The organism is Nostoc sp. DedQUE02 (genome assembly GCF_034531035.1).
GTDB lineage: Bacteria > Cyanobacteriota > Cyanobacteriia > Cyanobacteriales > Nostocaceae > Nostoc.
In genome coordinates this window covers 33825-60634 of record NZ_JAVRBY020000037.1, presented here as the reverse complement: position 1 = coordinate 60634, position 26810 = coordinate 33825, and the positions used below count along the sequence as shown (strand labels likewise).

The 26810-nt window shown below is 41.3% G+C and carries 19 protein-coding genes and 1 pseudogene; 8 read left to right on the top strand and 12 right to left on the bottom strand.

Annotated features, from left to right (window positions below; translation table 11 throughout):
* Positions 1 to 322: 322 nt before the first annotated feature.
* Positions 323 to 781 (bottom strand): YidH family protein, encoded by a 459-nt coding sequence (locus RMX98_RS23810; RefSeq protein ID WP_322679209.1) that lies wholly within the window; start codon positions 779 to 781, stop codon positions 323 to 325.
* Positions 782 to 962: 181 nt separating this feature from the next.
* Between RMX98_RS23810 and msrA the strand changes: the two genes are divergently transcribed.
* Entirely contained in the window at positions 963 to 1631 is a 669-nt protein-coding gene (gene msrA, locus RMX98_RS23805; protein ID WP_322679210.1) for a peptide-methionine (S)-S-oxide reductase MsrA, read from the top strand.
* A 919-nt stretch (positions 1632 to 2550) separates the two neighbouring features.
* Here the strand turns inward: msrA and RMX98_RS23800 are convergent.
* Positions 2551 to 3675 (bottom strand): hybrid sensor histidine kinase/response regulator, encoded by a 1125-nt coding sequence (locus RMX98_RS23800; RefSeq protein ID WP_322679211.1) that lies wholly within the window; start codon positions 3673 to 3675, stop codon positions 2551 to 2553.
* Positions 3676 to 3691: 16 nt separating this feature from the next.
* Positions 3692 to 5041, bottom strand: a complete 1350-nt coding sequence (locus tag RMX98_RS23795) for an ATP-binding protein (RefSeq protein WP_322679212.1) — start codon at positions 5039 to 5041, stop codon at positions 3692 to 3694.
* A 1276-nt stretch (positions 5042 to 6317) separates the two neighbouring features.
* Between RMX98_RS23795 and RMX98_RS23790 the strand changes: the two genes are divergently transcribed.
* On the top strand, positions 6318 to 7040 hold the full coding sequence (locus RMX98_RS23790; protein ID WP_322679213.1) for a response regulator transcription factor: 723 nt from the start codon (positions 6318 to 6320) through the stop codon (positions 7038 to 7040).
* Between the two features lie 102 nt (positions 7041 to 7142).
* Here RMX98_RS23790 and RMX98_RS23785 read toward each other — a convergent pair whose 3' ends face one another.
* A complete protein-coding gene (locus tag RMX98_RS23785) occupies positions 7143 to 8504 on the bottom strand; it encodes a lipid-A-disaccharide synthase-related protein (protein WP_322679214.1) in 1362 nt (453 codons plus the stop codon).
* A 259-nt stretch (positions 8505 to 8763) separates the two neighbouring features.
* Between RMX98_RS23785 and RMX98_RS23780 the strand changes: the two genes are divergently transcribed.
* The 3 genes from RMX98_RS23780 to RMX98_RS23770 all read left to right on the top strand — a co-directional run bounded on the left by RMX98_RS23780 (position 8764) and on the right by RMX98_RS23770 (position 15989).
* Positions 8764 to 10860 (top strand): outer membrane protein assembly factor, encoded by a 2097-nt coding sequence (locus RMX98_RS23780; protein ID WP_322679215.1) that lies wholly within the window; start codon positions 8764 to 8766, stop codon positions 10858 to 10860.
* Positions 10861 to 11434: 574 nt separating this feature from the next.
* Entirely contained in the window at positions 11435 to 13669 is a 2235-nt protein-coding gene (locus RMX98_RS23775; protein WP_322679216.1) for a hypothetical protein, read from the top strand.
* Positions 13670 to 13682: 13 nt separating this feature from the next.
* The gene (locus RMX98_RS23770; RefSeq protein ID WP_322679217.1) at positions 13683 to 15989 is read left to right on the top strand and encodes a hypothetical protein; all 2307 of its coding nucleotides are present in this window, start codon (positions 13683 to 13685) and stop codon (positions 15987 to 15989) included.
* Here RMX98_RS23770 and RMX98_RS23765 read toward each other — a convergent pair.
* The 3 genes from RMX98_RS23765 to RMX98_RS23755 form a co-directional block, all read right to left on the bottom strand.
* Positions 15964 to 16809 carry a class I SAM-dependent methyltransferase gene (locus tag RMX98_RS23765; protein ID WP_322679218.1) on the bottom strand — a complete coding sequence of 282 codons (846 nt, stop codon included), beginning with the start codon at positions 16807 to 16809 and terminating at the stop codon, positions 15964 to 15966. The two genes, RMX98_RS23770 and RMX98_RS23765, sit on opposite strands and share 26 nt — an antisense overlap.
* 57 nt (positions 16810 to 16866) lie before the next feature.
* Positions 16867 to 18069, bottom strand: a complete 1203-nt coding sequence (locus RMX98_RS23760) for an FtsW/RodA/SpoVE family cell cycle protein (protein WP_322679219.1) — start codon at positions 18067 to 18069, stop codon at positions 16867 to 16869.
* A gap of 221 nt (positions 18070 to 18290) precedes the next feature.
* Positions 18291 to 18716 (bottom strand): hypothetical protein, encoded by a 426-nt coding sequence (locus tag RMX98_RS23755; RefSeq protein ID WP_322679220.1) that lies wholly within the window; start codon positions 18714 to 18716, stop codon positions 18291 to 18293.
* A gap of 76 nt (positions 18717 to 18792) precedes the next feature.
* Between RMX98_RS23755 and RMX98_RS23750 the strand changes: the two genes are divergently transcribed.
* Positions 18793 to 19329, top strand: coding sequence for a hypothetical protein (locus tag RMX98_RS23750; RefSeq protein ID WP_322679221.1), 537 nt, complete (start codon positions 18793 to 18795; stop codon positions 19327 to 19329).
* Positions 19330 to 19404: 75 nt separating this feature from the next.
* A complete protein-coding gene (locus tag RMX98_RS23745) occupies positions 19405 to 19560 on the top strand; it encodes a hypothetical protein (RefSeq protein ID WP_322679222.1) in 156 nt (51 codons plus the stop codon).
* Between the two features lie 80 nt (positions 19561 to 19640).
* Here RMX98_RS23745 and RMX98_RS23740 read toward each other — a convergent pair whose 3' ends face one another.
* The 4 genes and pseudogenes from RMX98_RS23740 to RMX98_RS23725 all read right to left on the bottom strand — a co-directional run.
* Positions 19641 to 19847: a phycobilisome linker polypeptide gene (locus RMX98_RS23740; RefSeq protein ID WP_012411143.1), complete on the bottom strand. Its 207-nt coding sequence runs from the start codon at positions 19845 to 19847 to the stop codon at positions 19641 to 19643.
* Positions 19848 to 20069: 222 nt separating this feature from the next.
* Positions 20070 to 20558 (bottom strand): allophycocyanin subunit beta, encoded by a 489-nt coding sequence (gene apcB / locus RMX98_RS23735; RefSeq protein WP_104908010.1) that lies wholly within the window; start codon positions 20556 to 20558, stop codon positions 20070 to 20072.
* Between the two features lie 65 nt (positions 20559 to 20623).
* Complete coding sequence (gene apcA / locus RMX98_RS23730) at positions 20624 to 21112, bottom strand: allophycocyanin subunit alpha (protein ID WP_094341663.1); 489 nt, start codon at positions 21110 to 21112, stop codon at positions 20624 to 20626.
* Between the two features lie 398 nt (positions 21113 to 21510).
* A pseudogene (locus RMX98_RS23725) lies at positions 21511 to 24805 on the bottom strand (phycobilisome rod-core linker polypeptide); the annotation flags it as partial.
* A 538-nt stretch (positions 24806 to 25343) separates the two neighbouring features.
* Here RMX98_RS23725 and RMX98_RS23720 point away from each other — a divergent pair.
* Positions 25344 to 25874 (top strand): hypothetical protein, encoded by a 531-nt coding sequence (locus RMX98_RS23720; RefSeq protein ID WP_322679223.1) that lies wholly within the window; start codon positions 25344 to 25346, stop codon positions 25872 to 25874.
* Positions 25875 to 25905: 31 nt separating this feature from the next.
* On the opposite strand, the gene RMX98_RS23715 is transcribed toward RMX98_RS23720, so the two are convergent.
* Complete coding sequence (locus RMX98_RS23715) at positions 25906 to 26640, bottom strand: 2-phosphosulfolactate phosphatase (RefSeq protein ID WP_322679224.1); 735 nt, start codon at positions 26638 to 26640, stop codon at positions 25906 to 25908.
* Between the last annotated feature and the right edge of the window lie 170 nt (positions 26641 to 26810).

Here is a 26810-nt window from a genome sequence, read left to right as displayed (position 1 = left end):
AAATGCTAAAGATGATTTCAGACATTAGATAAAGGATTTAGCGATTTATCTACCCAAAATCAGTTGTTACAGCCTCCACTATTACTTACTTAATCACTTTTAATTATCAATTTAACAAACGAAAATATTTGTTTCTATTAACGAAACTTCCTAGAATATTCGGGGGTGAAATCAACCAAACAGCAATCAGGTTGAATTTCGCTTTCTAGTCTCAAGCAAAAAAGTTTGTGGCGGGGGAAGCAATTTGCTGTAAATTTCGAAATCGATAAATAAAAGGATACAAGCCTCTAAATTGATGAATGAGGATAATTAATTTGGAATATTAAATTTTGAATTTTGAATTCGGAGCAAAGCGACGTGACTGTGGTTGAATTGGAGAAGGAGAGCGAAGAAAGACTTTATCGCGCCTTAAGAGCAAAGGAATACTGAGAAGTCCTAAAATAATTACGACTCCAGTCATTATCCAAACCATTAATCTATTTGGTTTATAATCTGCTCGTTCAATTTGCCAAAAAACTTGATTGTATCGCCACGCGGCTAACGCAACGGTCAAAATTCCAAAAATTACCAAAGCAAGACCTAAATTTTCCGAGTTGGATAATGGATTAACCGGAGGTTCTTGTTGGGTAATCGCAAGATTCAACTGACGCAGAAATATACCAAATCGCGCGATCGCAAAACCAAAGCTAATCAATGCAATAGAAGTGCGTAGCCAAGCTAGAAAAGTACGTTCGTTCGCTTGATGCTCTCTTTGACGGTCAATTTTGGGTATTTTATCCATGAGTAGCTGTTTGTCGCCAAGTTCCCTTTTGATGAATAGCATTAACTAGGGAAAGAGGAAACACCCAGACGCATCTGTAAGAAGCAACACAGTCCAGCGAGGACTCTGAGAAAATCCCAAGCGATCGCGAGAATCTTTACAATAGTAAATAAGGTAAAGATATATATCAGAGTCAAAATCAATGGCACTATTCGGATTTGGCAAAAAAGCAGTTATGCCCACACCTGAGGAAGCTTTGCCAGGGAGGGCACAATCTATCTCAGTACCTGCCGCTCATTATGTCAACAAGAATCCCTTAAAACCTCCTTTTCCCGATGGATTAGAGAAGGCAATTTTTGGCTTGGGCTGTTTTTGGGGTGCAGAACGCAAATTCTGGCAACTTAAAGGAGTTTACACCACCGCAGTCGGTTACGCTGCTGGGTTCACACCCAACCCCACTTATGAAGAGGTATGTAGTGGGCGAACCGGTCACAATGAAGTGGTGTTGGTTGTGTTCGATCCCAAAGTGATTAGTTATGCCGAACTGCTCAAAGTCTTTTGGGAAAGCCATAATCCCACCCAAGGTATGCGTCAAGGTAATGATACTGGCACTCAATACCGTTCGGGAATTTATGTATATTCCGAAAATCAAAAGCAGCTAGCAGAAGCATCGCGGAAAGCTTATCAGGAAGCTCTCAATGGTGCAGGTTATGGCAAGATTACTACAGAAATCTTGGATGCGCCGGAATTCTACTACGCTGAAGCTTACCATCAGCAATACTTGGCTAAAAATCCCAACGGGTATTGTGGTTTGGGAGGGACAAATGTTTCTTGTCCCGTGGGTATAGTTGAATCGCAAGTTAGTAGTTAGAAATGAAGTTGGTAGGGTAGTCAACTTAACATGAGTTCGACGAACCTCTCCCTGCCTTGAACTAAAGTTCAAGTCTGTCCCTCTCCGAATCGGAGAGGGATATATTTTTTCTAGTTAAGAAAAATTGTAGCGACTCTCTTGAATAGACCTCTTGCATAAATCAAAAATAAAGAACCCCACCCCGCCAAAGCTATGCTTTGTCTCCCCTCCCCGCAAGCGGGGAGGGGTTGGGGGTGGGGTGTTAGGGGCTTTTGCAAGAGGTCTAATGTCAAGTGCGATCGCTTGATCTAAAAAAAGGTTTAGCTAAGTGCTAAACCTCTACATATTTAGTGCTTAAGCAGACATTCCAGATTAATTTAGACTGGCTTTCATAACAGTTCATCTTCCTATAGACCGTATCCAAATATTCTGAAGACTGATATAGCAAATTTCAACTTAGTGAAGTACACAAGCTAACTTGCAAAGCCAGGTATAATACCTGTTTTACTTCTGAATTCTGAATCCTGACTCCTGGATTCTGCTGTATATAAGCGAACGTTATCGAAAGTGTATCTTTCGCTTATTTAAGCTTTTATAAAAAAAGACCCTGGGTATTATTCCAGGGTGAATACACGTTTTTCAGGCATTAATAGTTTAAATAATAACTTTGTAAAATAGTTATTTCTACTATCCATAGAATGATCCAAATATTGCTCTGTATATGGTATGAGTTTTTTGGGTTGCCTGGTCTATTTTTAGATAGTGTTTCATAAAACTAAATTTGTGGATTTTAATAAAACTTTCTATTCCTTTAGTATCAGGTTAAACATTCTATAATTTGATATTAACCTTTGATTGAGAGTAAAAAGAGAACTCAAATTGAATGTAATTTATAGCAGAGTTTCCTACAGATAATTTGGCGATCGCTAATTAATTAGACTTAAGTGTTTTTAGGTAGTTTCACAGTAAATAAGCTACCTTTACCTACTTCAGAAGCAACCTGGATAGTTCCTCCGTGTCCTTCGACAATACGATGGGATAGATGTAATCCTAAACCACTACCTGAGCGTTTATTTTTACCTTGGCGAAATCGCTCAAAAATGCTTGCCTGATCTTCTGGCGCAATTCCATATCCTGTATCTTCTATCTCAATTGTTACCGAATCTGGATTTTCTGGCTGAGGTGGTGTTTCAAAAATGCGGAGGGTTATGCCTCCTGTATCTGTAAATTTGATGGCATTGGCGATCAGATTGTTTATCACGCGTCGTAGTTCCAAGCGATCGCCCATAATAATACCAGCGTTTTTATTCAGTGGATCTAATTTACGGGTATCTATTTCCAGAGTTAAGCCTTTTTCACTAGTTAAAGGACTTAGTTCGCTGACTACTTCTTGAGATATCTCACGTAAATCGCATTCCTCCCAATTCAACGTTTTTTTACCTGCCTCGAAGCGATAGACTTCTAACAGGGTGTTCACCATTTCCATCAAATTTTGGTTACTGCGAATCATGACTGCGATCGCCTGTTTCATTTCCGGCGAAATTTTGCAGAATGTTTCCATTTCAAACAAATTCAACATCCGATCGGCAGCTACTAAGGGAGTTCGCAAATCATGAGTCAGCCGAGAAACAAAGTCTTCTCGTTGGCGGGCCATTTTTTGTTGTTCGTCTAAACTTTGCTTCAGACGCAATAGCGATCGCACTCTCGCCAGTAGTTCATCAGTATCAAATGGTTTACGAATAAAATCGTCAGCACCAGCATCCAAACCTTCGACAACGCTGGATTGGTGAAAGGCAGTAATCAACAAAATTGGAATATAAGGAATTGCCGGGTTCTTGCGAATTCGACGTGTGACTTCATAACCATCAATACCCGGCATCATCACATCTAACAAAATCAAATCGGGTGGATATCGGTCAATTTGCTGCAAAGCCTTTATTCCATCTGAAGCCAAATCAATTTCATAACCCTCACTTTCTAAAATTGCTTGAACTAAAATTAGATTATCTCGAGTGTCGTCAACTGCGAGGATACGATAAATTTTATTATTTTCAACTACAGACATGATTGATTAACTTTTATCAGTTTTTTTGGAAGTAATTTTTAAATTTATGATATTCTATTGGTTCTTTTTTACCTTGATAAGATGACTCATGGGGATTTTTAGCAGGGCGAAAAAAACTTTCATCACCTAACTGTGAAACTGAGGCATCGGCTGCTACAGTCGGCAATGTAACTTGACGTGGCAATTCAATTTTAAATATTGAACCGACTCCCACTTTGCTCTCAAGAAAGATTTTACCACCCATCATTCGCACTAGCGAATCTACAATTGCCAGACCCAGACCTGTACCTGGATATTTGCGAGTGATAGTTTGATCGACTTGCCGAAATGCTTCAAAAATATGTTTAAAATTTTTCGGTGCTATACCAATACCTGTATCTCGAACAATAATTACCACTCGATTTGTAGGTAGTTCTTTAACCTCAACCCCAATCTCACCGGATTCTGTGAATTTAACGCTGTTGGAGAGCAGGTTAATTAAAATCTGTTTGATCCGAACTGGATCGTTAAATACTAAAGGATTGTGCAAATCAGTTTGTACTGACAATGAAAGATTTTTAGCCTCAGCTAGGGAACGTATTTCACCCACAGCCAGATTTATTACCTTTGATATATCAAATTGTTCTGCTTTTAAGTCTAATCCCCCTCCCTCCAGCTTAGAAAAATCGAGAACTTCATTGAGTAACATTAGCAAATGTTTTCCATTATTCAAGATTCGCTCAACCATATCTGCTTGCTGATGCGTTAGTTGACCGAATTTAGGACGCAATAAAATTTGCGAAAAACCAATAATCGCATTCATCGGCGTTCTGAGTTCGTGAGACATAGTGGCCAAAAAAAGGGATTTTAAGCGTGATGCCTCCAATAGCTTGAAGTTTTGCATTTGGATCTGTTGCTGTTGTTTCTCCAATTCTTGGTTTTTAAAAATGAGTTGTTCATGAGTGTCTCTAAGCTGCTGTTTTACCAAATCTGCCTGCATTTCTGCCCGATAAATTCGCATCGCACTTCGCAAAACCTGCGCCAAAATTTCTGGCGATATTCTAGACTTAGAGATATAATCTGTAGCACCAGCTTTCAATAATTGGAGAGTAATTTGTTCATCTCCTTGACCAGTTAGAACTACTAAAGGAACTTTAATTTCCGAAGAACGTAACTGTTGAATCAAGGTTAGTCCATCTTGATTTGGTAAGCGATAGTCCAGTAAAACACAATGATAGGCAGTAGTGCTTAAAGCAGAAAACGCATCATTAGCATCGCCTACTTCAGACAATTCCATCTGAAAACCTGATTGATTCAGGGCAGAACGAATTGCTATCCGGTCTACTTCGTCATCGTCTACAACCAAAATTTTCAGCGTCTCTTCCATCGGTTTTTATTTTTGCCGCCAAACATAGGTTGATGTATAATATTTATCTTTTCAGATTATCCAACTTAAAGAATATAATATTTTCGCACATTTAAAATCTGTAACTTGATTGACTAAGACATTTTGCATAATAATATTCAATACTTGTTGAGCTTTGCCAGAATCTCAACATTTTGGACATTGACTTTGGTTGAGTTCAGTCTGTGTCTCCTTAATTTCGTTAATTTCCCAGAATTTGGGAATTAAACTTCTAGCAAGTCACTAATAGCTTTCAAAAAATTAGCAATTAACAAATTGAAAACTATTGAACTGAAGACAGCAGGCAGAAGCTAGTATAAAGTAAAATAAAATACTTTACTAAGCTTAAAACAATTGTAAATGAGTCAACAAGCCACCGTCGTCAGCCATTGGTGATAGTTGTACACCATTATCCTGTACCATAAGCTTGAACACTTTTACCCCTTAGATTGATTAGACAAGGTATATAAGAAAGTAATATCTATACTTATTGGTGCTGAAGTCATCCCACCTCTTGAAATTTCGATAATTTTCTTAGCGATCGCCAGACCTAATGTTAGTATTTCCCTGGTTACATCGCACTTCTGTATGTTCGCAAAATTACCAATACTTAATCCCTAAGAAAGATTCCTGACGAAAGTTGGCCGTAAATTCAAAACCTAAAAGGGAGAGGTTTGCACAGAAGATTTGTATATCCTGTGAAAATTTTAGACGAACAAGCTCGCTCTAAAGGGCAACGAATTACTTTACTGCTGGTGATTCCAGCAAATTTGAACGCCGTCTGATTACCCACCTTCGATAACGATTCCTGTTGGCTCTATCAATGGGATGAATCCAAAGGTTTGGTTAAAATCGCTCGAAACTCTCGTTGAAGGCTAGAGGAAAGCAACTTTGAACTGTTGTTATTTTTTCATTTTTGTAAGCTTTTTTAAAGTTTTATCCAAAATAATACTAATTAACCGATGGAATATGGTAATTCAAAGCTGAATTGTAAGCAAGGAACAGCAACTTGGCATTCGCCTCAATATTTCATACTTTTTGTATAAGTATCCATATATCTCCAGCTAGATTTGTCCTCTATCGAATTAGAAAAAAATCGCGTACTTCTTATTTCTATCGGTGGATGCAGGCTGGTAGAAAAATCATCTATCTTTAGTTTGGGAAAATAAGAGATAATAGTCAGATAGTAGTTAGATAATAGTAGTTAGATAAAGGTAGTACTTTGAAAGATGCAAGCAGCGCAAGAGTGAGTGTAGCGATGAATGAAATTAGTATTATTTTAATTGAAGATCATGACTTAACGCGAATGGGGCTACGAGCAGCATTACAGTCTCATAGTGCATTGAAAGTAATTGGCGAAGCGGCAAATGCTACCCAAGGATTAAAACTTTTAGAAACTGCAAAGCCAGATGTTGCAGTTGTGGATATCGGCTTGCCTGACATGGATGGCATCGAACTTACTCGTAAATTCAAACGCTACCAAGCTGAAAATGGGCAATCAAGTACGAAGATTCTCATCTTGACAATGGATCATACAGAGGATGCTGTACTTGCAGCCTTCGCGGCTGGCGCTGATTCTTATTATATGAAAGAAACTAGCATCAGTAAATTAACTGAAGCGATCCAAGCAACTCACGGCGGTAACTCTTGGATTGATCCGGCAATTGCCAACGTGGTATTGCGGAAGATGCGCCAAGGTATTCCTGGAGAAAGCCAAGGTTCTGACAAGCCGAAAACTGTAAAAATTGAAGCGCTAGCTTCAGAATACGAGCAAGTTTTAGAAACATATCCCCTAACTCAACGGGAATTGGAAATCTTAGAGTTGATTGTAGCTGGATGTAGCAATGGGCAAATTGCCGAGAAACTTTACATTACAGTTGGTACTGTAAAAACTCATGTTCGCAATATTCTAAATAAACTATGTGCTGATGATCGTACCCAAGCTGCTGTGAGGGCTTTACGTTCTGGGTTGGTGGCGTGAGGGGTAGGGGAAGCAGGGGAAGTAGGGGGAGCAGGGGGAGCAGGGGGAGTAGGGGAAGGTGAACTATTAATTATTGACTAATTCCCTATGCCCAATACCCATTTAAAATCGTTCCTGTAAACATTCCGCAATGCGTTGTGCGGCTCCTGGTTTACCCATGCGTCGGAAACCGTTTTCGGCAATAATTTGCAAAATATCAGGATCTTTGAATAGGGACTGTACAACCTTCGCTACTTCTGTTGGCTGCTCGACTAAAATCAAAGATGAGCCTAAAAGACGACTTTGAGCTTCAGCAAAGGTAAGGTTATATTGCGGCCCATTACCGGGAATCGCGATCGCAGGTTTGCCCAAACCAATAAACTGTTCTGTGGCTGTACCTGCCATTGCGATCGCAAAATCTCCCAAATGCAAGCAATCATTATAAGCATATTGTGTTAACAGTAGATATGCATTTCTTTGCTTAAATGTCAAGACATTTGGATCAGCAATTTTGATAGGAGATGCTGATTCAGTGCGCCAGCCTTGAGATTGCACACTTTGGGATAAAATATTAAAGTCTAAACCTGGAGCGATCGCACCTAAAAATATCACTGTGCCAGAAGTGTAAAACACCGAATTTCGCTCCTGAAAACTTGCCATCAATGCAGATACGGCAATCATAATTGTTTCCCAGTTGTTATATGCCTCTGGCGGACGGGAACCAGGAAGAAGAGTCACTACAAAAGGCCGAACAATCTCTTGTTGTTCGCTATCCTGACTATAAAATTGTTGGCGTGAAAAGGTCGGTTGCAGACCATCCATCATCGGATTACCCAAATTAAAAGCTGGAATTGGCCATTGTTTTAATATTTCCGTTGTCAGCGCATCTCTAGGAAATACTGCCTTACAACGGCGACGGCTCATTAACCAACGTTCCCAAGGATGGTAAACTGAACCGGAAAAGTTTTCCCAACGTGCATCTTTGGATTTACGTGGTAATAATCCAGCTTCATCGCGCACATAATATTCAGATTTTGCCGTACCTACAAAAGCATAATTAGCGCCACTAAAAGTTGCAAACAACAACGGCACAATATCTCCCACGGCTAAAATTGCTCTTCTATGACCTAATTTTTTTTGAGAACTCACCCAACGGCGGATAGCTTTAATTTGGCTGAGGGTAAGTTTCAATAAACCACCGCGTACATCCCGTGCTAATTGGCGGCCATCCATATAAATAAAGCCGCCAGAAGGCATATTCAGAACTGAACCTATAAAGGGGATATCCAACTGTTCATAAGCACGTCCTTCACCCACCAGAGGTAAAGCAAAGATTTCTGGTGGGTTTGATTGTCGTTGGAGTTCATGCAAAATCCGAACTGCAATCATATCTTCTCCATGACCATTACTTAATACAAGTAACCGTAAAGGAGAAGTTGCAGATTGGGAGTTAGAGGCTTGAGATAAGCGAGATATTTTATTCATAAGAAACAAAAGCTCAAAATTAACTGTCTATTTGGGTAAGAGGTATAAATAGGAAAATCGGCGAAGAAGCTGGAAGTTAGTATTATCCCTATTTCTTTACTTCCCTACAACTAACACCAATTTTGGATAGGTATTATTGTTTGAAATTCTACCGAACAGCCTTTTGGTCATCACTTTTAATCAAAAATCGTTCGACTGAGCGAAGTCGAAGTCTAAAATCCAAAATTGATATAACTCCCAGTTAATTAGGTTAAATATTATGCGAGTTTCTGCTAGTGCAATTTTTACTTTAGCTACCTTAACTGCTGCCAATATAACTCAGCAAGCAACGGCTGCACCTGCTAAAAGCGTTACTCCAATTGCAAAAGCTGGTAACTTGGTGGTGCCAATAATTGAAGATACTCCCGCACGGGTAGAGACAATTGCTTCCCCAGAAACTATAGTTGCACAACAATTTTCTCAGAATCCCACCGCCGTACAAACAGGTGCAAACAAAAATTCCACAGTAGTCTTAAAGCCAGCAAAAGAGTTAATTTCCCAAGTCATCCTCCCTATTTCCCCTGCTTCCCCTGCTCCCTCTACTTCCATCCTCTCACCATCTCCCAAAACTCCTAATACTGAAAGCGATTTAGTAGTCACAGCTACAGATGTACAGGTAGTGGGAGCCAATCAAGAATTGCAGCAAATCATTCGCCAAGTAATTAAAACTCAGGCGGGTGGAGAAACCAGTCAAAGCCAGCTACAAAAAGATGTTGCTGCAATTTTGGATACAGGTTTATTTAGAAATGTCAGTGTAAATAGCTTTAGCACACAGACTGGATTGAATGTAGTTTATCAAGTGCAGCCGGTGATTGTGCGATCACTGCAATTATCTGGTGCTAAAGTTCTTACTTATCAAATAGCTCAACAACGCTTGCAATCTCAAATTGGAACCACCATCAGTCCCAGTGGACTCCAGCAAGCAGTAGCACAAATTAACAAATGGTACGCCGACAATGGTTATAACTTGGCGCGGGTGCTATCAATTAAACCCAATCCTCAAGGCATCCTTACTGTAAATGTTGCTGAAGGTTTGGTGAGTGACATCAAATTTCGCTTTGTCAACGATGAAGGTAAAACCGTTGATAGCAAAGGTAATCCCGTTGGAGGACGTACCAAACCAGATTTTTTACAACAGCAACTCAAGTTAAAACCTGGTCAAATCTTCCAAGAAAATGTCGTTAAACAAGACATACAACAGCTATATCGGACTGGTTTATTTGAGACTGTGAATGTTGCCTTAGAAGGAGATGCAACAAAACTTGATTTAGTCTACCAACTCAAAGAAACTGGGGCGCGTGGTGTTAACTTGGGTGGTAGTTACAATGCCGATCAGGGTTTGGTAGGTACAATCAGCTATCAAGATCAAAATGTCGGCGGTGTTAATGATATTTTAGCTCTGAATGTTGGTGTAAGTAGCCGAGACTTGCAGTTTGATAGCAAATTAATCAGTCCTTATCGGACAACTAACCCCGATCGCTTGGGCTACACTGTAAATGGTTTTCGTCGTCGGGAACTTTCAGAAACCTTTGACGATAATATCAAGCTAGCCAACGGTGACACAGTACGGGAAGGTCAAATTGGTGGCAGTGTAAGTTTACAGCGACCAATTGATGACTGGAATACCTCATTAGGATTAAACTATACCCGAACCAGTATTCGCGATCGCCAAGGTAATATTACTCCTACCGACGTTCAGGGCAATCCCCTCTCTGCGAGTGGAACTGGTATTGATGACCTAACTACCGTCTCCTTCACCGCCACCAAAGACCAACGAGATAATCCCCTCAATCCAACTCAAGGTTCCGTTTTGAGTTTGAGTACAGAACAATCTGTGCCCATCGGTCAAGGTAATATTTCCCTGAATCGCCTGAAAGCCAATTACAGCCAATATTTACCAGTGCAGTTATTTAATACCAAACAACCACAGGTATTTGCAGTGAATTTGCAAGCTGGTACTGTCATTGGGAATTTACCGCCTTACGAAAGCTTTAATTTGGGTGGTTCCAACTCAGTGCGCGGTTACGATTCTGGAGATGTAGGAAGTGGGCGCAGTTATGTGTTAGCTTCCGCAGAATATCGTTTCCCAGTCTTACCAATCGTCGGCGGTGTATTATTTGCCGACTTCGCCTCAGACTTAGGCTCTGGTGATACTGTATTAGGAGATCCGGCCGGTGTACGAGGCAAACCAGGCTATGGTTTTGGTTATGGGGCGGGAGTCCGATTAAATTCGCCACTAGGCTTAATTCGGGCTGACTATGGTATTAATGACCAAGGAGAAAGCAAGGTGCATTTAGGAATTGGGCAGCGATTTTAGTCTGAGTTAAGGTGTTGCTGAGAGGTCATATCCTTCAAAAATTAAATATGAGACTTCCTGCATAAATCAAAAAAAGAACCCTATCCCGCTTTTGACTTACCTCAAAGTCCCCCCTCCCCGCACGCGAGGAGGAGCTGGGGGTGGGGTGTTAGGGAACTTTTGGAAGAGGTGTTATCCCGGATTTCTCACCATATCTTGAATAAGCCTGCGCTTGAGCAGGGGAGCAGGGGAGCAGGGGAGCAGAGGAGAGTTCAATGTGCTTTGTTCTTTCCCCTTTGCCCCTCTTGCCCCTTCGCCCCTCTGCCCCTCTGCCCCTCCGCCCCTCAAGCTTGTGAGAAATGCGGGTTATGTATTATCCAGAACTCTTGTAGAGAGGTAGCACTGCTACCTCTCTAAATTCTTTATTGAGATAGGTAGGGAAAGCAGGGAAAGAGAAAAATGCTTAACGAACCGTATTGCCCTATATATACATTTTAATAATCAAACCAAAAGAATTCTTATCACATTTTCGCAGACATTAATTTTTTAATAGTACCAATCATACAGAATATAGAAAAATATTATAAGTAATAGTATGGAAAAAAGTGTTATAAATGCCAGCCTTTCTACCCAGAACTTAACCTTTCGTCCAGGTGATACTCCTGTATCATTTGAGGTAAGTGTCAATAATGACAGCGATCGCTTTGTCAATTTTCAGATAGAAATTACTGCGGCAGGAGAAACCCGAAATACAGGATATCGCTGGTATAGACTCGAACCAGAGGTAGCAGCAGCCAAGCCACCCGGTAGTAGTACCATCTTCCAAGTTTTTGTATTCAATACACCCATTCCGGGATTTGTTGGCACTGTCAACCTGATGGTCAATATTTTTTCACCGCAATTAGCACAACAGTGCAGACTTGTGCTACGCCTGAAAATTGAGCGAGACAACAGACCAACACATTTAAGTGTAGAATTGCCTGTGCGAGAGTTCCAAGTTTATCCCCGCAATTCTGTAGATATACCAGTGCGGGTGCGGAATTTGGGGCAACAACCGACAGATGTGGTACTACGTTTTACAGGCGTTAATCCATCTTGGCTAGTAGGCAGTGCAGAACGCCGATTATCCTTAGATCCAGGTGGTCTAGCAGAAGCTACATTCCAATGCCAACCTCCTTCTGTAGTCCAAGCGCCCAGTCAAAATTACCCTTTTACTATTGAAGCTGTTAGCAATAATGGTTATCCAACTAATGCTGAAGGCAACATTGAAGTTTTACCTGTGGGTTTTATAGACTTTACCACCACCCAAAAACACCTGAAAATTCCGAGTAAATCGGCATGGTTGCCTGACTGGAAATCTGATACAGCTTCCTTTGAATTACTATTTAAAAATGCTAGCAACCTTAACCAGCAAATTAATGTACAAATGCAGGGTAGAGACTGGCGAAAATGTACTTTTAAAAAGCTTCCTGAAACCGCCAATCCCCATCTAGGAGAGACAAGTAAAGTCATCCTCGATGTAAAAACAAAACGTCCTTGGGTAGGAATCGGCAAAACTCTATTATTAGAAGCCAAATCTGAATTATCCGACCAACGTTTAGGGAGTACAGACCCAGCCACGCAGACATTAGAAGTGAAGACTCTGCCAATTATACCTTTATGGCTACAATTGGCTGCGATCGCACTTTTAGCCGCACTCCTCGCATTAATATTGCAACCAAGAAATGTAATGCATACTCGTTCTGTAAACTCAGTACGTTTTAGTGGCATTGGTTTATCTGTCGTCAGTGGCTCAGATGATTGCACCTTAAGGCTTTGGAGAATTGGTGCTGATAGGTTAGACCCTGATGATACAGTAACATACGCTGGGCAGCCCCTTGCTTGTGATCAACCGCAACAGCCCAAGGGTTTGATGGCGATTACCGATGATGCTGTAGAAGTCTTACGCTTCATGCCATTACAAAATAATCGTGTTGCTGTTGGTCTAGATAATGGTGTGATTGAACTCAGAGATGTACCATCAGGTGCAAAAATCAGCGAACTTCAAGACCTTAAAGATCCTAAAGCAAAAGGCGATCGCGTTTTTGACCTAGCGTTTACCTCAAACTCACTTAACTTATTTAGTGGCTATGGCAGTGGTAAAGTGAGACTATGGTCAAGATCAGCGCCTAACAGCGATTTTCTCCCAGAACCGCAAGTTATTGACGTACAAAGTACATTGAAACTATCAGGTTTTCAAGTCCGGGCATTAAATCTCAGTCCAGATGCAAAAACTCTAGTAATTGGCGGAAACTTTAAGCGTTTCATCTTGTGGCAGTGGAATCCAAATCAATCTGATAAACAATTTCCAGGTTTATCAGTGCAAAATCTAGAAAAACTAGACCCATTAGTTGGGCGTGAAGACTATATTTGGGGATTGGCTTTTGTTCCTGACTCAACAGGAAAAATCCTGGCAACTTCTGATTCTGCGGGCTTCATTACGATTTGGAATTTGAATCAGTGCCAAACTATCAAAAATTCAAATCCCCTCGAAAAAGTAAATCAACTCAATTGTACGCCCTTAGACCGATGGTCAGCATCAAAAACATCTGTGCGTAGTCTGGCATTTAGTGATGATGGTAGTCTCTTAGTAAGTGGTGGCGATGATGGACGAGTAGTGGTTTGGGACTTAACCCCCGAACATAAACTCGACAAAGCAAAAGCAGCAGAAGGTAAAACAATTTACCAAAGCTCTAAAAAAATCAATAGTATCGACTTGAAAACCAATCAAGGAACCATGATTGTGAGTGGTGGTGAAGATTTTCAGGTCAAATTACACCGCATCAAATAAGGGAATCAATGACATGCAAGCTAAATTCAATCCACTGCAAGTTATTATCAACCCACCTGGAATTCAATTTGGGATGCCAGGAGATACCATTGAACTCTATATTGTTGTGATCAATCAGGGAGATCAAAGTGCGGTTATTGACTTATATTTTGTTTTTGACGAAGTATTTCAAAATTTAACCGCTTGGTCTAGTTCTCCTAGAGAAAGTTTAGCATTAGCTCCAGGACAAAATAGTGATGAAGTAAAATTTGAGTTTCCAATTGCCGCAAATGCTCTCCCCGGAACCTATGACTATACACTAGTCGTAGATTCCCCTCTACATTATCCCCAAGACACTCCCATAACCTACCCAAATCAAATTAAGGTTCTGCTAAAAGAACAGACTGCAATTCGGGTGAACGACCCGACATTTTCCCTTAGACCTAACACCAACCCCAACAAACCATTAATTTTCAATTCTAGTGAGCCTCTGCAAGTAGAGGTAATAGTAGACAATCGCTCTTATCTTGTAGATAGGTTCCGCTTGAGTTGCCCAGATTTAGACGATGACTGGTTTACAATTAATTATCCCGCAACTGGATTTGAGGGGCCAGGGTTAGTGTCTGAAGTGACTGCACTAGAACTCAACCCTGGTACTCAAGGTCAAATATTATTGAAATTTCACCCACCTGGGGATACTCTGGCAGGAAGTTATTCTCCGACAATCCGCTTGTATTCGGAAAACTCTCCAGACTTAGTACTGCTGGATTTGGTGTATGTCCAAATTCCGACAAATTATCGCCTAGATATAGAACTTAATACCATCTTGGGACAAGTTAGCCGTAGTCTTGGCAAATACGAATTATCACTAGCGAACCGGGGCAATATTGTCCGCGAACTGATATTAAACTTAAAAAGTCGAGACGAAGAAGAACTATATACTTATAAATTTGATCCTACTGAAGTAAGATTATTACCTAATAGAAGTGTTGTGACGAATTTGACGGTCAAACCCAAACCTTGGTGGCGACAGCCGTGGTTTGGTGCAGGGTTAGTAATCAACTTTCAACTCGATATCAAAGACCAACAAGATTTACCTTTACCTAATACATTACCTCAAGGAACTTTGGTATGGAAACCCCGTCCTTGGTGGCAATTTATTTTGTTAATTTTGATAGCTTTGGGGTTATTGGGAGGGATAGGATTTATCATTTGGAGAATTTTAAATCCCGCTCCTTTGAGATTAGAAAATTTTAGTGCAAATGACTCTAAAATCACTGAAGGTGATGAGGTCGCTTTAAACTGGGAAATTTACCACTATAAACAGTTACAAAAGTTAGTTCTAACAGCTAAAGGTTCCCAACCTATTCAGCCTATTACTTATGATTTTAGCAATGGCATTCCTGAAACACTGGATAAAGGAAGTGCTAATGAAATCCCTCCTTGTCAGGTACAAGATAAACAACAGTTAATTTGTAGCAACGTAAAAACTGGAGTAAAAACAAAAGGTAATTACACTTTTGAATTACAAGCTTTTTATCGTAATGGGATACAAATATTTTCTCGAAATAACCAAGTAGCAACGCAAACTACGCAGGTAGAAATTACTGAAAAACAAATTGCATCAGTAGTTGGTTTTCAGTTAGATAAGCCACAGTATACAAAAGGTGAAAATATTCTTTTTAGTTGGACAATTGCACGTCCATTATTGCTGTCACAACTTCAGGTTATTGGTAATGCAGATGATGGAACATCCTATAGTGAGCCAGTTACTTATAAATTTAATCAAGGCAATATTACAGACCCTAAATTTAAAAAGCTATGTACTCAAGAAAATCAACAACTGCGATGTAAAAATGTTCCTTTAGCAGCAAATAAAGTGGGAAACTTCGCTTTTGAAATCAAAGCTTTTCCCAACAATGGAAGCGACAAAATTAGTTCTAGAAAAGCTGAATCAAAAATTCAAATATTACCAAAACCATTTAAGATTGTCTCTTTCAAAATCAACGGTAGTGAGCAACCAAATTTGGTTCTGAACGAAGGGACATCTGCTACTCTGAGTTGGAGAGTAGAAGGAGAAAACATTCAGGTTAAACTTCTACCATACGGCAATGATATTCCAGCAGTCGGCTCAATGAAGCTTCCAGTCAATCAAGCCTTTCCACCTCAAATCGCATTGCAAGTTAATGATATATCTGGTAAGCAACAATCGCAGCAAAGAGGATTTGCAATCACAGTCCTTAAAAAAGTAGAGCCTATTCCTATACCTAGCATTAACCCACTTGCACCTAGTCTTCCATCCAACAGTAGCCCATTTAAAACTCCCTTACCTCAGAGGTAACTTTTTGGGTGATGTGAAAAGCAGAGATATATGAAAGTTGCAGACTACCGCCAAAATCATCTTCTATACAACGCCTCAATCCCAAAAATAAAAACTCTTTATTTTCTGGAGCTAATTTTAGATATGGCGAATAAGTGTTCAAAAGTGTTAAATATTCATCGACAGTGTAGGTTACTTCTGAGATAACTTGTCCTGAGATCAAGCCTTTGAATTTTCCCGAATCAATGGCCATATTTCCTAATTGTCTCAAGATATATTCTTGAGTTTCTTGGTTTTCATATCGGTCAAGAGATGGAGTATGTAGTTGATAGACTTGCGACAAACTTTGGTACACTTCGTAGCTGGGTTGAAGTTCCTTATTCCATAATAAAATTAGGTAGCCATTCTCTTTTAGGGCATTTGCAGCTTTTGGATATCCAACTTCTGGTGATATCCAATGAAAAGAACTCGCTGCTAAAACAGCATTAAATTCAAGTGGCTTGAGTTCCCACTCTTCAAAGGATGTGTTCTCAATCTCTACATTGGAATACGGTTGACAATTCTGTTGAGCTAACTGGAAAAAATCTGGATTGGGTTCTAAGCAGATTATAGAGCAACCCAATTGAGCGATCGCTACTGTTGCAGTTCCAGGGCCACATCCCACTTCCAGAATTTTTGAGTCAGTGGAGAGTTGAGTAAGTTCTACAACTTGCTGAATTAAATCTTGAGGATAGCGTGGTCTTGCCTGATTGTAAGCTTGCGCGGCTGGAGAATACCAATGTTTGCGCTGTTCTAGGTCTGTGCTGGAGTAACTGATTATTGTTTGTTTTAAATCTTTCATAATCTATTCAATTCCTGCAAAGAGCGTAAAACTTTGTCTGTCGTGGCTTTTGCTAGCTCAATTTCTATTTTTATGAAAAGCTCGGCGTCTGCGCCCATTTTCAAGCAGAGGTTTTCGCAACGGTACTACCTCAGCTTCGCTACTCTCGCGTGCTACCCGAATCAGCAACCCAGCAGCTATTAAGCTGGCAATCATGGAATTACCACCATAACTAAACATGGGCAAAGGTAAGCCCGTAGTCGGTAGAGAACCTGTAGCAACACCGATGTGGAGCAATGATTGTCCTACCATCACAGTTGTCACACCGATCGCTACTAATCGATGTACTATATTTTTAGCCTTCAGTGCTACAACTAATCCGAGAGTAGCGAATGTAGCTAAAAGCAGCAACAACACTATACTGCCAACAAAGCCAAACTCTTCAGCGAACACCGCAAAAATAAAATCGGTATCTTGAATTGGTAGATAAAACAGCTTTTGTTGAGAAAGCCCATATCCAGCTCCCCAAGTTTTCCCAGAACCCACAGCTAGTAGACTTTGCACCAACTGGTAGCCATCTCCTGTAGCGTCTGCCCACGGATTAAGGAATGACATCACCCGCTTACGCTGGTACTCTTTAATGCTAATACTGAGTACTGCCAACATCACTCCACCAATTGCTGTTCCTCCCAGATACTTATAAGGTAAGCCAGCAGCTAAAGCAATTAGCCAAATAGTCATACCACAAAGTGCTGTTGTACTTAAGTTAGGTTGGGCAAGAATTCCTAAAAGTACCAGACCAAAAATACCCAACCAAGTTAAGCGAACCCGCCAACTGATTCGTTCCCACTGACCAAAAAGCCGCGCACTTTGCAGCACCAAAAAGGGTTTAATTAGTTCTGAAGGTTGAATCGGAATTGGCCCGATCGCAATCCAACGCGCTGCATCAAAAGCTTTTCTTCCCAATCCTGGGATCAGTGTGACAAAAATTAACCCCAAAAACAGCAACAAAAACCAATGGGATAGTCCCAAAATTTTCTGTAACGGCGAATTAACAATAATATTGAATCCGATTAAGGAAACTAAGACCCAAAGCAGTTGACGCTTAAAGTAGTACAACCCATCATTCTGACGGGCATCAGCGACAGGATATGATGCTGAAAATAGCATGATCAAGCCTGCGAACAGCCAAATCAAAGTTAACCAGCGCAACAACCGTGCTTCTAATGCCCAGTTGGAGACTGAACTATCAAAAATTGGAATTAGGCGGCGTAGATTCACGAGCAGTACAGGTAAAAAGTTAGGAATTAGGAGTTAGAAATAAAACTCATAAATCATAACTTATAACTTATAAGTAAGCTTTACAACCATAAATCTTAGAGTTGTCAACTTAAATACGCCACTAGTCAATATTTATGACAAATTGCGTTAGCTATACCTGCTGTTGGCAAAGCCTCTCGTACAAAAAGCATCGCTACCTACAAAAAAGTACTATTTTATACTCAATTAAATATTGAGAATTTATCACTGGGACATAGGGCTACTGAATCAAACCCGTAAATCCCCGACTTCGTAAAAGTTGTCGGGGATATGCGAGTTGCAATTTTGACCGTAGTAATTGTAATTTTATTAGGATTAGCATGAATTTCTGCGATCGCGCGTTTACTATCATAGTTATCGAGCGCATCGATTGCATTACTGATAATATTCATGAATACTTGATTGAGTTGACCAGGGTAGCAATCTACTAAAGGTAAATCTCCATAATTTTTCACTACTTTGATTCCAGGACGATCAATACTATCTTTGAAGCGACTCTGTAAAATCAGCAAAGTACTATCCAGTACCTGGTGAATATCAACTCTTTTCTTCTCTGCTTCATCAAGGCGAGAGAAATTCCGTAGGCACAAGACAAAGAGAGAACACACTCTCGCATTTAACCTTTTTCAAAAAAGCGTCGCAGAGGCTTTCTACCAACTAGGAGCAAATGACCTGATTGATGCAGTGGATTTACCAGTAAATCTCCGTATGGTTTATGGCAAGACTGACGCCAAGAAGTTGGGTTTGCCCTTCGCTAGCTCAAAGTGCCATAGCGATGTCTGGGCGGGTGTTGCAGCTGATGCAACTGTAGTGGTTCTGCCCCTATTTAGCGATATCGATAATATAACCATCGAAGCGGGTAAAATGCCCCGCGAAATTGAACTACAAGCTATGCAGGTGATGTCAGACTTCGATGAAGGTCGGGATATTCCAATGGTTGTCTCCTATACAGAAGCACAACTACAACACGGCACAATGTACTTTAATGATGCCCGTGGATTGCATCAAACGGTGAGAAGAAAAACTGAAGGTCTAAGAATTTCGGTAGATTTCCGGTTCCGCAGAAAATTCAATGAAGCTTATCAAGCAATGGTAGCACCTAGTATTGGTGGTGTTGAAGAAGATATGAGCGTCAATACTTGTCGGTTAAGGGGAAAAGGGGAAGGTGGGGCCCCCTCTGGGGATAAGGGGCGGGGGGAAGGGGAAAGAAAAAACCTTTAACCTTTAACCTTTACCCTTTAACCTTTTCCCCAAACCCAATGCCGAGTTGAAAATGCTTAACCGAGCAGTATTGATATGAGCGTGCCCTATGAAGACTGGCTGAAGGTTGGAAAAGAAACGCTAATTGTATTTGATGAAGCTGTTGAGCAGGCGAGAAAAAAACAGAATTCTGGCGCTCCAGTTCCGCTATATACTCGCGGGTATCGCCTTTTAAATATGTTTGATTCTTGATTTGCAAAAATCCTAACCATAAAAAAGAGGTCTTTCTCGACCTCTTATCAATTCCCTAAAATAATATTCTATTTACAAAATTAAGACAAGCCTGTATTAGCACCTTGCTTACCAGTTGCCAATTCCACTTTGATGATTTTGCCGCCTGCTTTTTGAATACGTTGCTGTTCCCGGAACCAGTTCTCATAAGGAACTAGCTTAGTGAAGTAAGTATTTTGCAGTTCGCGTTGGGTACGAATTCGGGTTTGGCTGGGAACTAGAGCAGTAATTTTAAACAAACGGGACATATTTTGAAAATCTCCTGTATATTTTGTGAAAACTTTTTTATCTCAAAATTTTGAGTGCAAATCTTTTAATCATTCAAAGGCTGGAAATCAAACATCAATACTAGACCACCAACACTCATCACTGATAATTTACCAAGATAAGCAATATAACGTTCTAGCACTCACGGCTGATTTCCAGACCTTAATAAAGCCGCACCTAAATTCTTAAGCGCAAACTAGTTCTTAGCTTAAGCCAGAGGAGATATAGTCTAAGTAAACACCCATTTCCTTACCAGCATCAGAACCAACCAAGCTAGCGGTTACTTCCTTGATTGCTTGAATAGCTTGCACGGTAGCACCAACGGGAACTCCTAAAGAGTTGTAGGTTTCCTTCAAGCCATTTAATACACGCTCATCCAAAATGGAAGGATCGCCAGCTAACATAGCATAGGTGGCATAGCGGAGGTAGTAGTCCAAATCACGGATGCAAGCAGCATAGCGGCGAGTGGTATACATGTTGCCGCCGGGACGGGTGATGTCAGAGTACAGCAAAGATTTTGCTACAGCTTCTTTGACGATCGCAGCAGCGTTAGCACTAATGGTGCTAGCAGCACGTACCCGTAGTTCGCCAGTAGAGAAGTAGCCTTTTAGCTTCTCTAAAGCAGAAGAGTCTAGGTATTTACCTTGAACGTCTGCGGAGTTAATGACAGCGGTAATTGCGTCTTGAGCCATGTTGTTAATTCCTTATTTCCAACCGTATTGCAATACTTCTGTTTCAGTAGGTAAACAGCTTTACCCTATCCTAGAAGAGCGCCAACTAGGTAGTCGAAGTAGCTACCAGCTTCACTAGCATCATCACCAGACAGCAATGTACCAGCTACATTCTTCAGCCCACGGATACCTTCAGCGACACCATCGATAGGAGTTCCCAAGGACTTGTACAGTTCACGGGCACCGATAACACCGATTTCTTCGATGGGGGTAACATCACCAGCAACGATACCGTAGGTAACGAGGCGGAGGTAGTAATCTAGGTCACGCAGACAAGTAGCAGTCAATTCTTGACCGTAAGCGTTTCCACCAGGAGATACAACATCAGGACGCTTTTGGAACAGTTGATCGCCAGCTTGCTTAACAAGGCGTTCGCGATTTTCTGACAGAATTTGAGCAATCCGCACACGGCGCTCACCACTTGCAACGAAGGATTTGATCCGATCTAACTCACCAGGGCTGAGATAGCGGGCTTCTGCATCAGCATTCACGATAGCTTTCGTGACGATACTCATTAATGGATTCCTCCAATACGAATGAAACCAGGATTTGATTAAACTGGCGCGACTTTGAGTTTGGTTTACTGAGTCTATTTTCTCGTTCTTTTAAACACAACAGTTTTACAACTGCTACGGCTAATAAATTACGAGTTTGCTTGAGTCAACATAAGTACACAAGCTTTTAAACTCAATTCCCTTCCGCAAAACATTTTCCGGCATTCTGTTGAGCATTTATGACTGCTCTTAATACTTTGTAATATTGCTTTTCAGAATTTCCTGTTTTAGCAGCAATCTGAGAGCGGTATTACGAAAGGTTACGAAGGGGACAGGGGAAGGGTTACAGGGGGCTGGGGACTAGGGATTGGGGACTGGAAATAATTTATTCCCTATTCCCTACTCCCTATTCCCTATTCAGCCACTTGTACACTACCGAGATATTTACCTGCTGGATGGGAAGCGGTTGTAGGGCACAACATCTTCACCGAAGTAGCGGCAATATTCTGGGCTTTCGACTATTGCTTCTACAGCAGCCGACAAACCACTATCAGCTAGCAGCTTGTTATACTGGCGAATTTCTTCCTGATCTGCGGCTGTACGCCCCAACAGGTGACGGAAGAGTAACTCAATGACCTTGGCATGAGGATAAGGTGATAAGAAGCGCTGGCGATAGATTTCGGAACTGGCTAGTTCACGCACAAACTCGCGGACGGAAATTTCCCCATTCTGGAGTTTGCCCTCTAGGTCAGTACGGCGGAAATTATCAGGCACTTCACCGCTAAATACATCCAACACTTGACGGTAAATGGCGTTGATTGCCTGTTGTTTTTCGGCTTGGTTGGTGGTTTCAGTTAGACGGTAAATGCGTGCATATTTACGCACACCCTCTTCTACGGTTTGTCCGCTACCATCGTTGTAGGAACGACCCAGTTCAGCAAATGAGGGCTTACCATTTGTTTGCACTGCTATATCTGCGATTGCCTGTGTCAAAAGCGGCGTATCGCCAGCCCCGACGCGGGTTTGCACTGGCTTAAAGCTCGGCACAACCACGTCATCGTTTTGCTTGGTAAGCTGGTTATACAGCTTCTCCGTATTCGGGAAGTTTGCCGCAGGTAGGGTCGGGAAGCGACGGTAAGGTACTGTATCTTCACCAAATACCTGGTTATATTCCACACTATTTACCAAAGCAGCAATAAAGGCACGAATACCTTGAGTAGCCAAAATCTGGTTATACTTGCGGATTTCTGCTTGGTCTAGTGGCGCACGTCCCAAGAAGTGTTTGGTTCCTAACTCAATCACTTTCGTGTTGGGGTAGGGTGTGTAGAATTCTTTCAGGTAAAGGTTAGAGTAACCCAAACCTTCAATAAATTCCTTCACACTAATTTCGCCATTACCCAGCTTGCTTTCCCATTTTGTAAATTCGTTTTTGGCGATGTAGGGTGCAATATCCCGCTCAAAAATTTGACGATACGCAGCACTAATCAAAGTTTTTACAGCAACTTTGTCACTGTTATTCGCCACCAGTTTGAAGATTTTGGTTTGTTCGCGTTGCTTGCTGACACCTTGATTAATGCGGAACTGAATATCTGGTTCTGACCGATTTTCTGTGACTGTACCCAATGTTACAAAGCCCGGCGTTTCTTCCTTCTGAACTTTCGCCGCAACATCGTCACGAATACTACCAACGCGCAATTGCCGCCCTGATACACCACCAGGAGTCAGATACCGTTCGTAAGGAATTGTATCTTCACCAAATGCTTCGCTGTATTCTACGCTGTTAATAATGGCATCAACGACAGCGTAAAAACCCTGTTTAGAAGCGATATCAAAGTACTTGTTGATTTCTTGACGACCATATGTAGGACGACCCAACAAGCGGCGGTGAATATACTCGATCGCTTTACAAACATATAGCGATGACCAGTACAGATTGCGGAATACATCCGACTTAGCCAAAGCACGGATAAACTCTCGTACAGAGATGTCGCCGTTTTCTAGCTTGATTTCCAATACCTTCGAGCGCTGACCTTCGTAAAGATCACGACCGAAAACTTGCAGGTAAGCAGCTTTGATCACTGCCTGCGTGGAGCTTTCGGAGAATCTAATGCTAGAATTTTTGGCAGCCTTTTTACCTCTAGTACCAGGCAGTTGGTCTAACTTAAACACCTTGGCCCCAAGAGTACCAGGAGTTTCACCCCGCGCTTTCGGATTACTATTTTGGTTATTAATCCCTGCCCCTTGGTGAATCAGGATGCGTTTGGTATCCTTGCCAAAAGGAGCCGGACGGGTGCTGGGGTTGCGAGTTTCTTTGGGGAAAATCGCCCCAAATTGAATTTCCAAGGGGTCATTACCAGAACCGTAAGGATGTTGGTCTGGTAGTGGCTGTTCGTAAGCCGCAAATGTCGTAATAAACTGAGGTATCTTGCGGAAAGGAGCACTGTAGTTAAACAGGTCTTGCTGCGGCCCCCAGTTGCGACATTCTTGTGCTTCTTGTCCCAGTCCCCGCAGGTAGGGTACTGTTTCTTCGCCAAAATAGTCGCCGTATTCAGCAGAATCTACTAAGGCATCTACTAAGGCTGGCAGACCACCGTTAGAAACAATTGAGAAGTATTTTTGTACTTCTTCGCGGCTACTTGGGCCCCGTCCCAGAATGTGACGGAAAGCTAGTTCGATGACTCGGCTGTTAATAAAAGGCTGATAAAACTGTTTTTGGTAAAGGGGAGATTTAGCTAGACGACGAACAAATTCCTTCATGGAAATGTCGCCATTTTTCACCTTAGATTCTAGGTCAGATATTGACAAGCTATAAGCACGGGTAATATCACGCTCAAAGATTTGCCGATAAGCCGCTTTGACAACCTCATTTTTTTCGCTACTTGACAACCCAGGTTTCATCACAAACTTGGGACGCCGTTCTGACGCATTAAAGTAAATTTGCGGCAGTTCCAACCCTTGCTGGTCGCTAGAGGGACGTTGGCGGAGTTTATTTGAAGGTGTGGCTGCTTTGAATTCTGTTAACAAAACATCCATGTACTGAGACACAATTTCTGTAGCCTCAGCATCGTTGCGGAAAAAGGAAAGCGACGCGGCTTTGATTTCTTGCAAAGCTACCAGCGTTGCTTCACCAGAGCAGGCATTTTCAATGATTTCCCGCAAACCCCGTGTATTCACCGCTATGATGTTGGGGTCGCCAGCAACGATCGCATAAGTAGCGTAGCGCAAGAACCAGGATAAATCCCGCAAGCTCTTGGCCATGTTGCTTGGGCCATATCGAGCAATGTTAATTGGTCTGAAACCCGGAGGTGTCGGGCCACTGGGGGATGAATTAAATATTGATCGTAAATTTTCTAGGAACCCACCACGACTTTCAACGTAGGTTACAGTTCCTAGTTGCATCCCTTGCTGAACATTAGCACCAGCACTAACAGGTACTATTTCTACTTCTCTAGGCTTTTCTAAAAAAGCCATTGGCGAACCACCGACAAAAATCCGGTTGGCAGCGCGAGATACAATAATCTCGGCATTATCCGTCAGCGTCTGGGAAATTTCTAGACGCTTTGCACCAGATGCAAAATAGCTTGCCAGTTCATCTAATTCACCACTTCCCAAAAAACGGTCTTGCTGCTCGGCTTGGGTAATTGTCGCTACAGCTAGGGTTTGATATAGTTGCGGACGCGCAACTGAGCTTCCACCACTTGCCTTAACACTCATCGGATTTGTAAAACTCCCATCATAATCATTTATGTGTTAAGTCTGGGTCGCTTTGAGGCTTGACACATCGGTGTGTCTGTGCTTTATAAGCTTGAGAGTAGTGCCTGCAAAACTGCCAGTAAATTAACCCGGTTAGCTTTTAGATTAGAACGTTTTGCGTTCTCAAAGCTGGTTTATTAAGAACTGTGTAGAACCTTAGCTTAGATACATCCAGTCTTAAGAGTACATACTCTTCTTTGGCTGAGACAAAATCTAAGTTCTGTAACTAAGTAATAGAGTAAGCATGGTCTACTGATGCCGAAAACCTCTATTTTGATGTTTGTGGCAGTGTCCACTCTATGATTATTACAATTTATACAAAATTTTAGTTGAAACCAAATTGCCTATAGCAATATCGGTGGACAGTAGCCATTAGTCGATGTTAAGTTATTTTTGCTACTGGCAAATTAATACCGAAAATATAACTCATCCTAGAAATAATTCTTAAACTGCTGTGGTTTAAGCATTTGCTTTCAGCATTCTTTAACCGGAAAATACTATGCAAAAAAGTTCTAAATTTAACTATTTATTTAATGCTGCCCTGTCTACGATCGCAGTTATTTTGGCTATCACTCCAGCAAATGCGCTTCCAGAACAAAACATCAACACCGTTGCGAAGTGGGCAAAGACCAGACCTTTACTACCAACTCTGAGATACAACAGCGAAGCCCACGGCTACGAGGGTACAAAGGGAAATTTATACTTTTATGCTGATGTCACTTCTCAAAATGGGACAGTGACTAAAGAAGGCATAACCGTTAGTGGTAGCGATCGCCTCAAATTCACCACAAAAAATGCTAATGCGGTGAAATTGTTACAAAATATTTATAATTCTAATATTGCCAATGACTTCCAGAAGTCCCGATATATCACCAAAGTTGGACGTGACCAGTTTTATCGTGGACAAAAGTTTGCTTATATCGCTGCTGAGGTACAGGGTGGGTCATCATTGCAAATAATTCCCTTGAATAAGTTGCAAGAGTTTATAGATAATGCCAAATATTGCCAAACCAATCAGTGCGACGTTTAATTAATTCGTAATTCGTAATTTTTGAGTTTGATTAAGCCTGTGGCGTATAATTTACATAAGCATTGTCAGTAAACAAAGGCACGCAATCACTAATGTTGTAGGCGGCGGACAGTTCAACATCTGACTCAAAACCTTTTTCAATCAACTCTTTCCCTGAACTGCATTTTTTCAAGTAACCCAGTAAATCCTGCTGGAAAGCTTGAAATGTTGTCACAGCGACTTCGGCTTCTGGTGATAGGCTGCCATCTAAATAACTGAGAATTGCCCCAGCACCAATTAAATCTTCAAATGCAGGTCGGAGGCTACCATCTTCTTTCCACCTCTCACCAGCAGGAATCACAGCGATTTTATCACCATACGTTTGAGCAAACTGCGCTACAGCTTGGCAATTTCGCAAGCAGCCAGCCAAAGTTGGGGTATTTCCTGTATGTAAAGTCAGAAAAGAACCATTAGGTGAAGGTAAAACTAGTCTGGTTCCAGCAGGAATCTGAGTTACCGATTTTGGCGAGAGAGAATATCCAGTTGTAGTCCAACGTTGTCTATGACTTGCTAACTCTGCTTGTACTGACTTGGCATAATTTATGGCTGATTCATCTTTATATGCGTAGGGAAAAATTATCGCGCCGTTGTTGGTAGCAATTTCCACACAGGTAGAAAAAGAGAGAACATCAACTATCACAACTACATCACTGATGGGAGCAAGTTGAGCAACTCCTTGTGGGCCCCATTCACAGCGTAAATTAAACTCTGATTGATTGTAAATCATTAGAGCGATCGCAAAAAACAATATGATAAAAATCAAACTATAGAAAATAAATAAACCTAGTGTAAATAATTAAAGGTTTGCATTGAGATAAACAGATCGAAGCTGTAACATTCGCGGCACATTTTCCAAAGCTTTATTTTGGAGAGTTGGGATAATTCTCCCTCATCCCC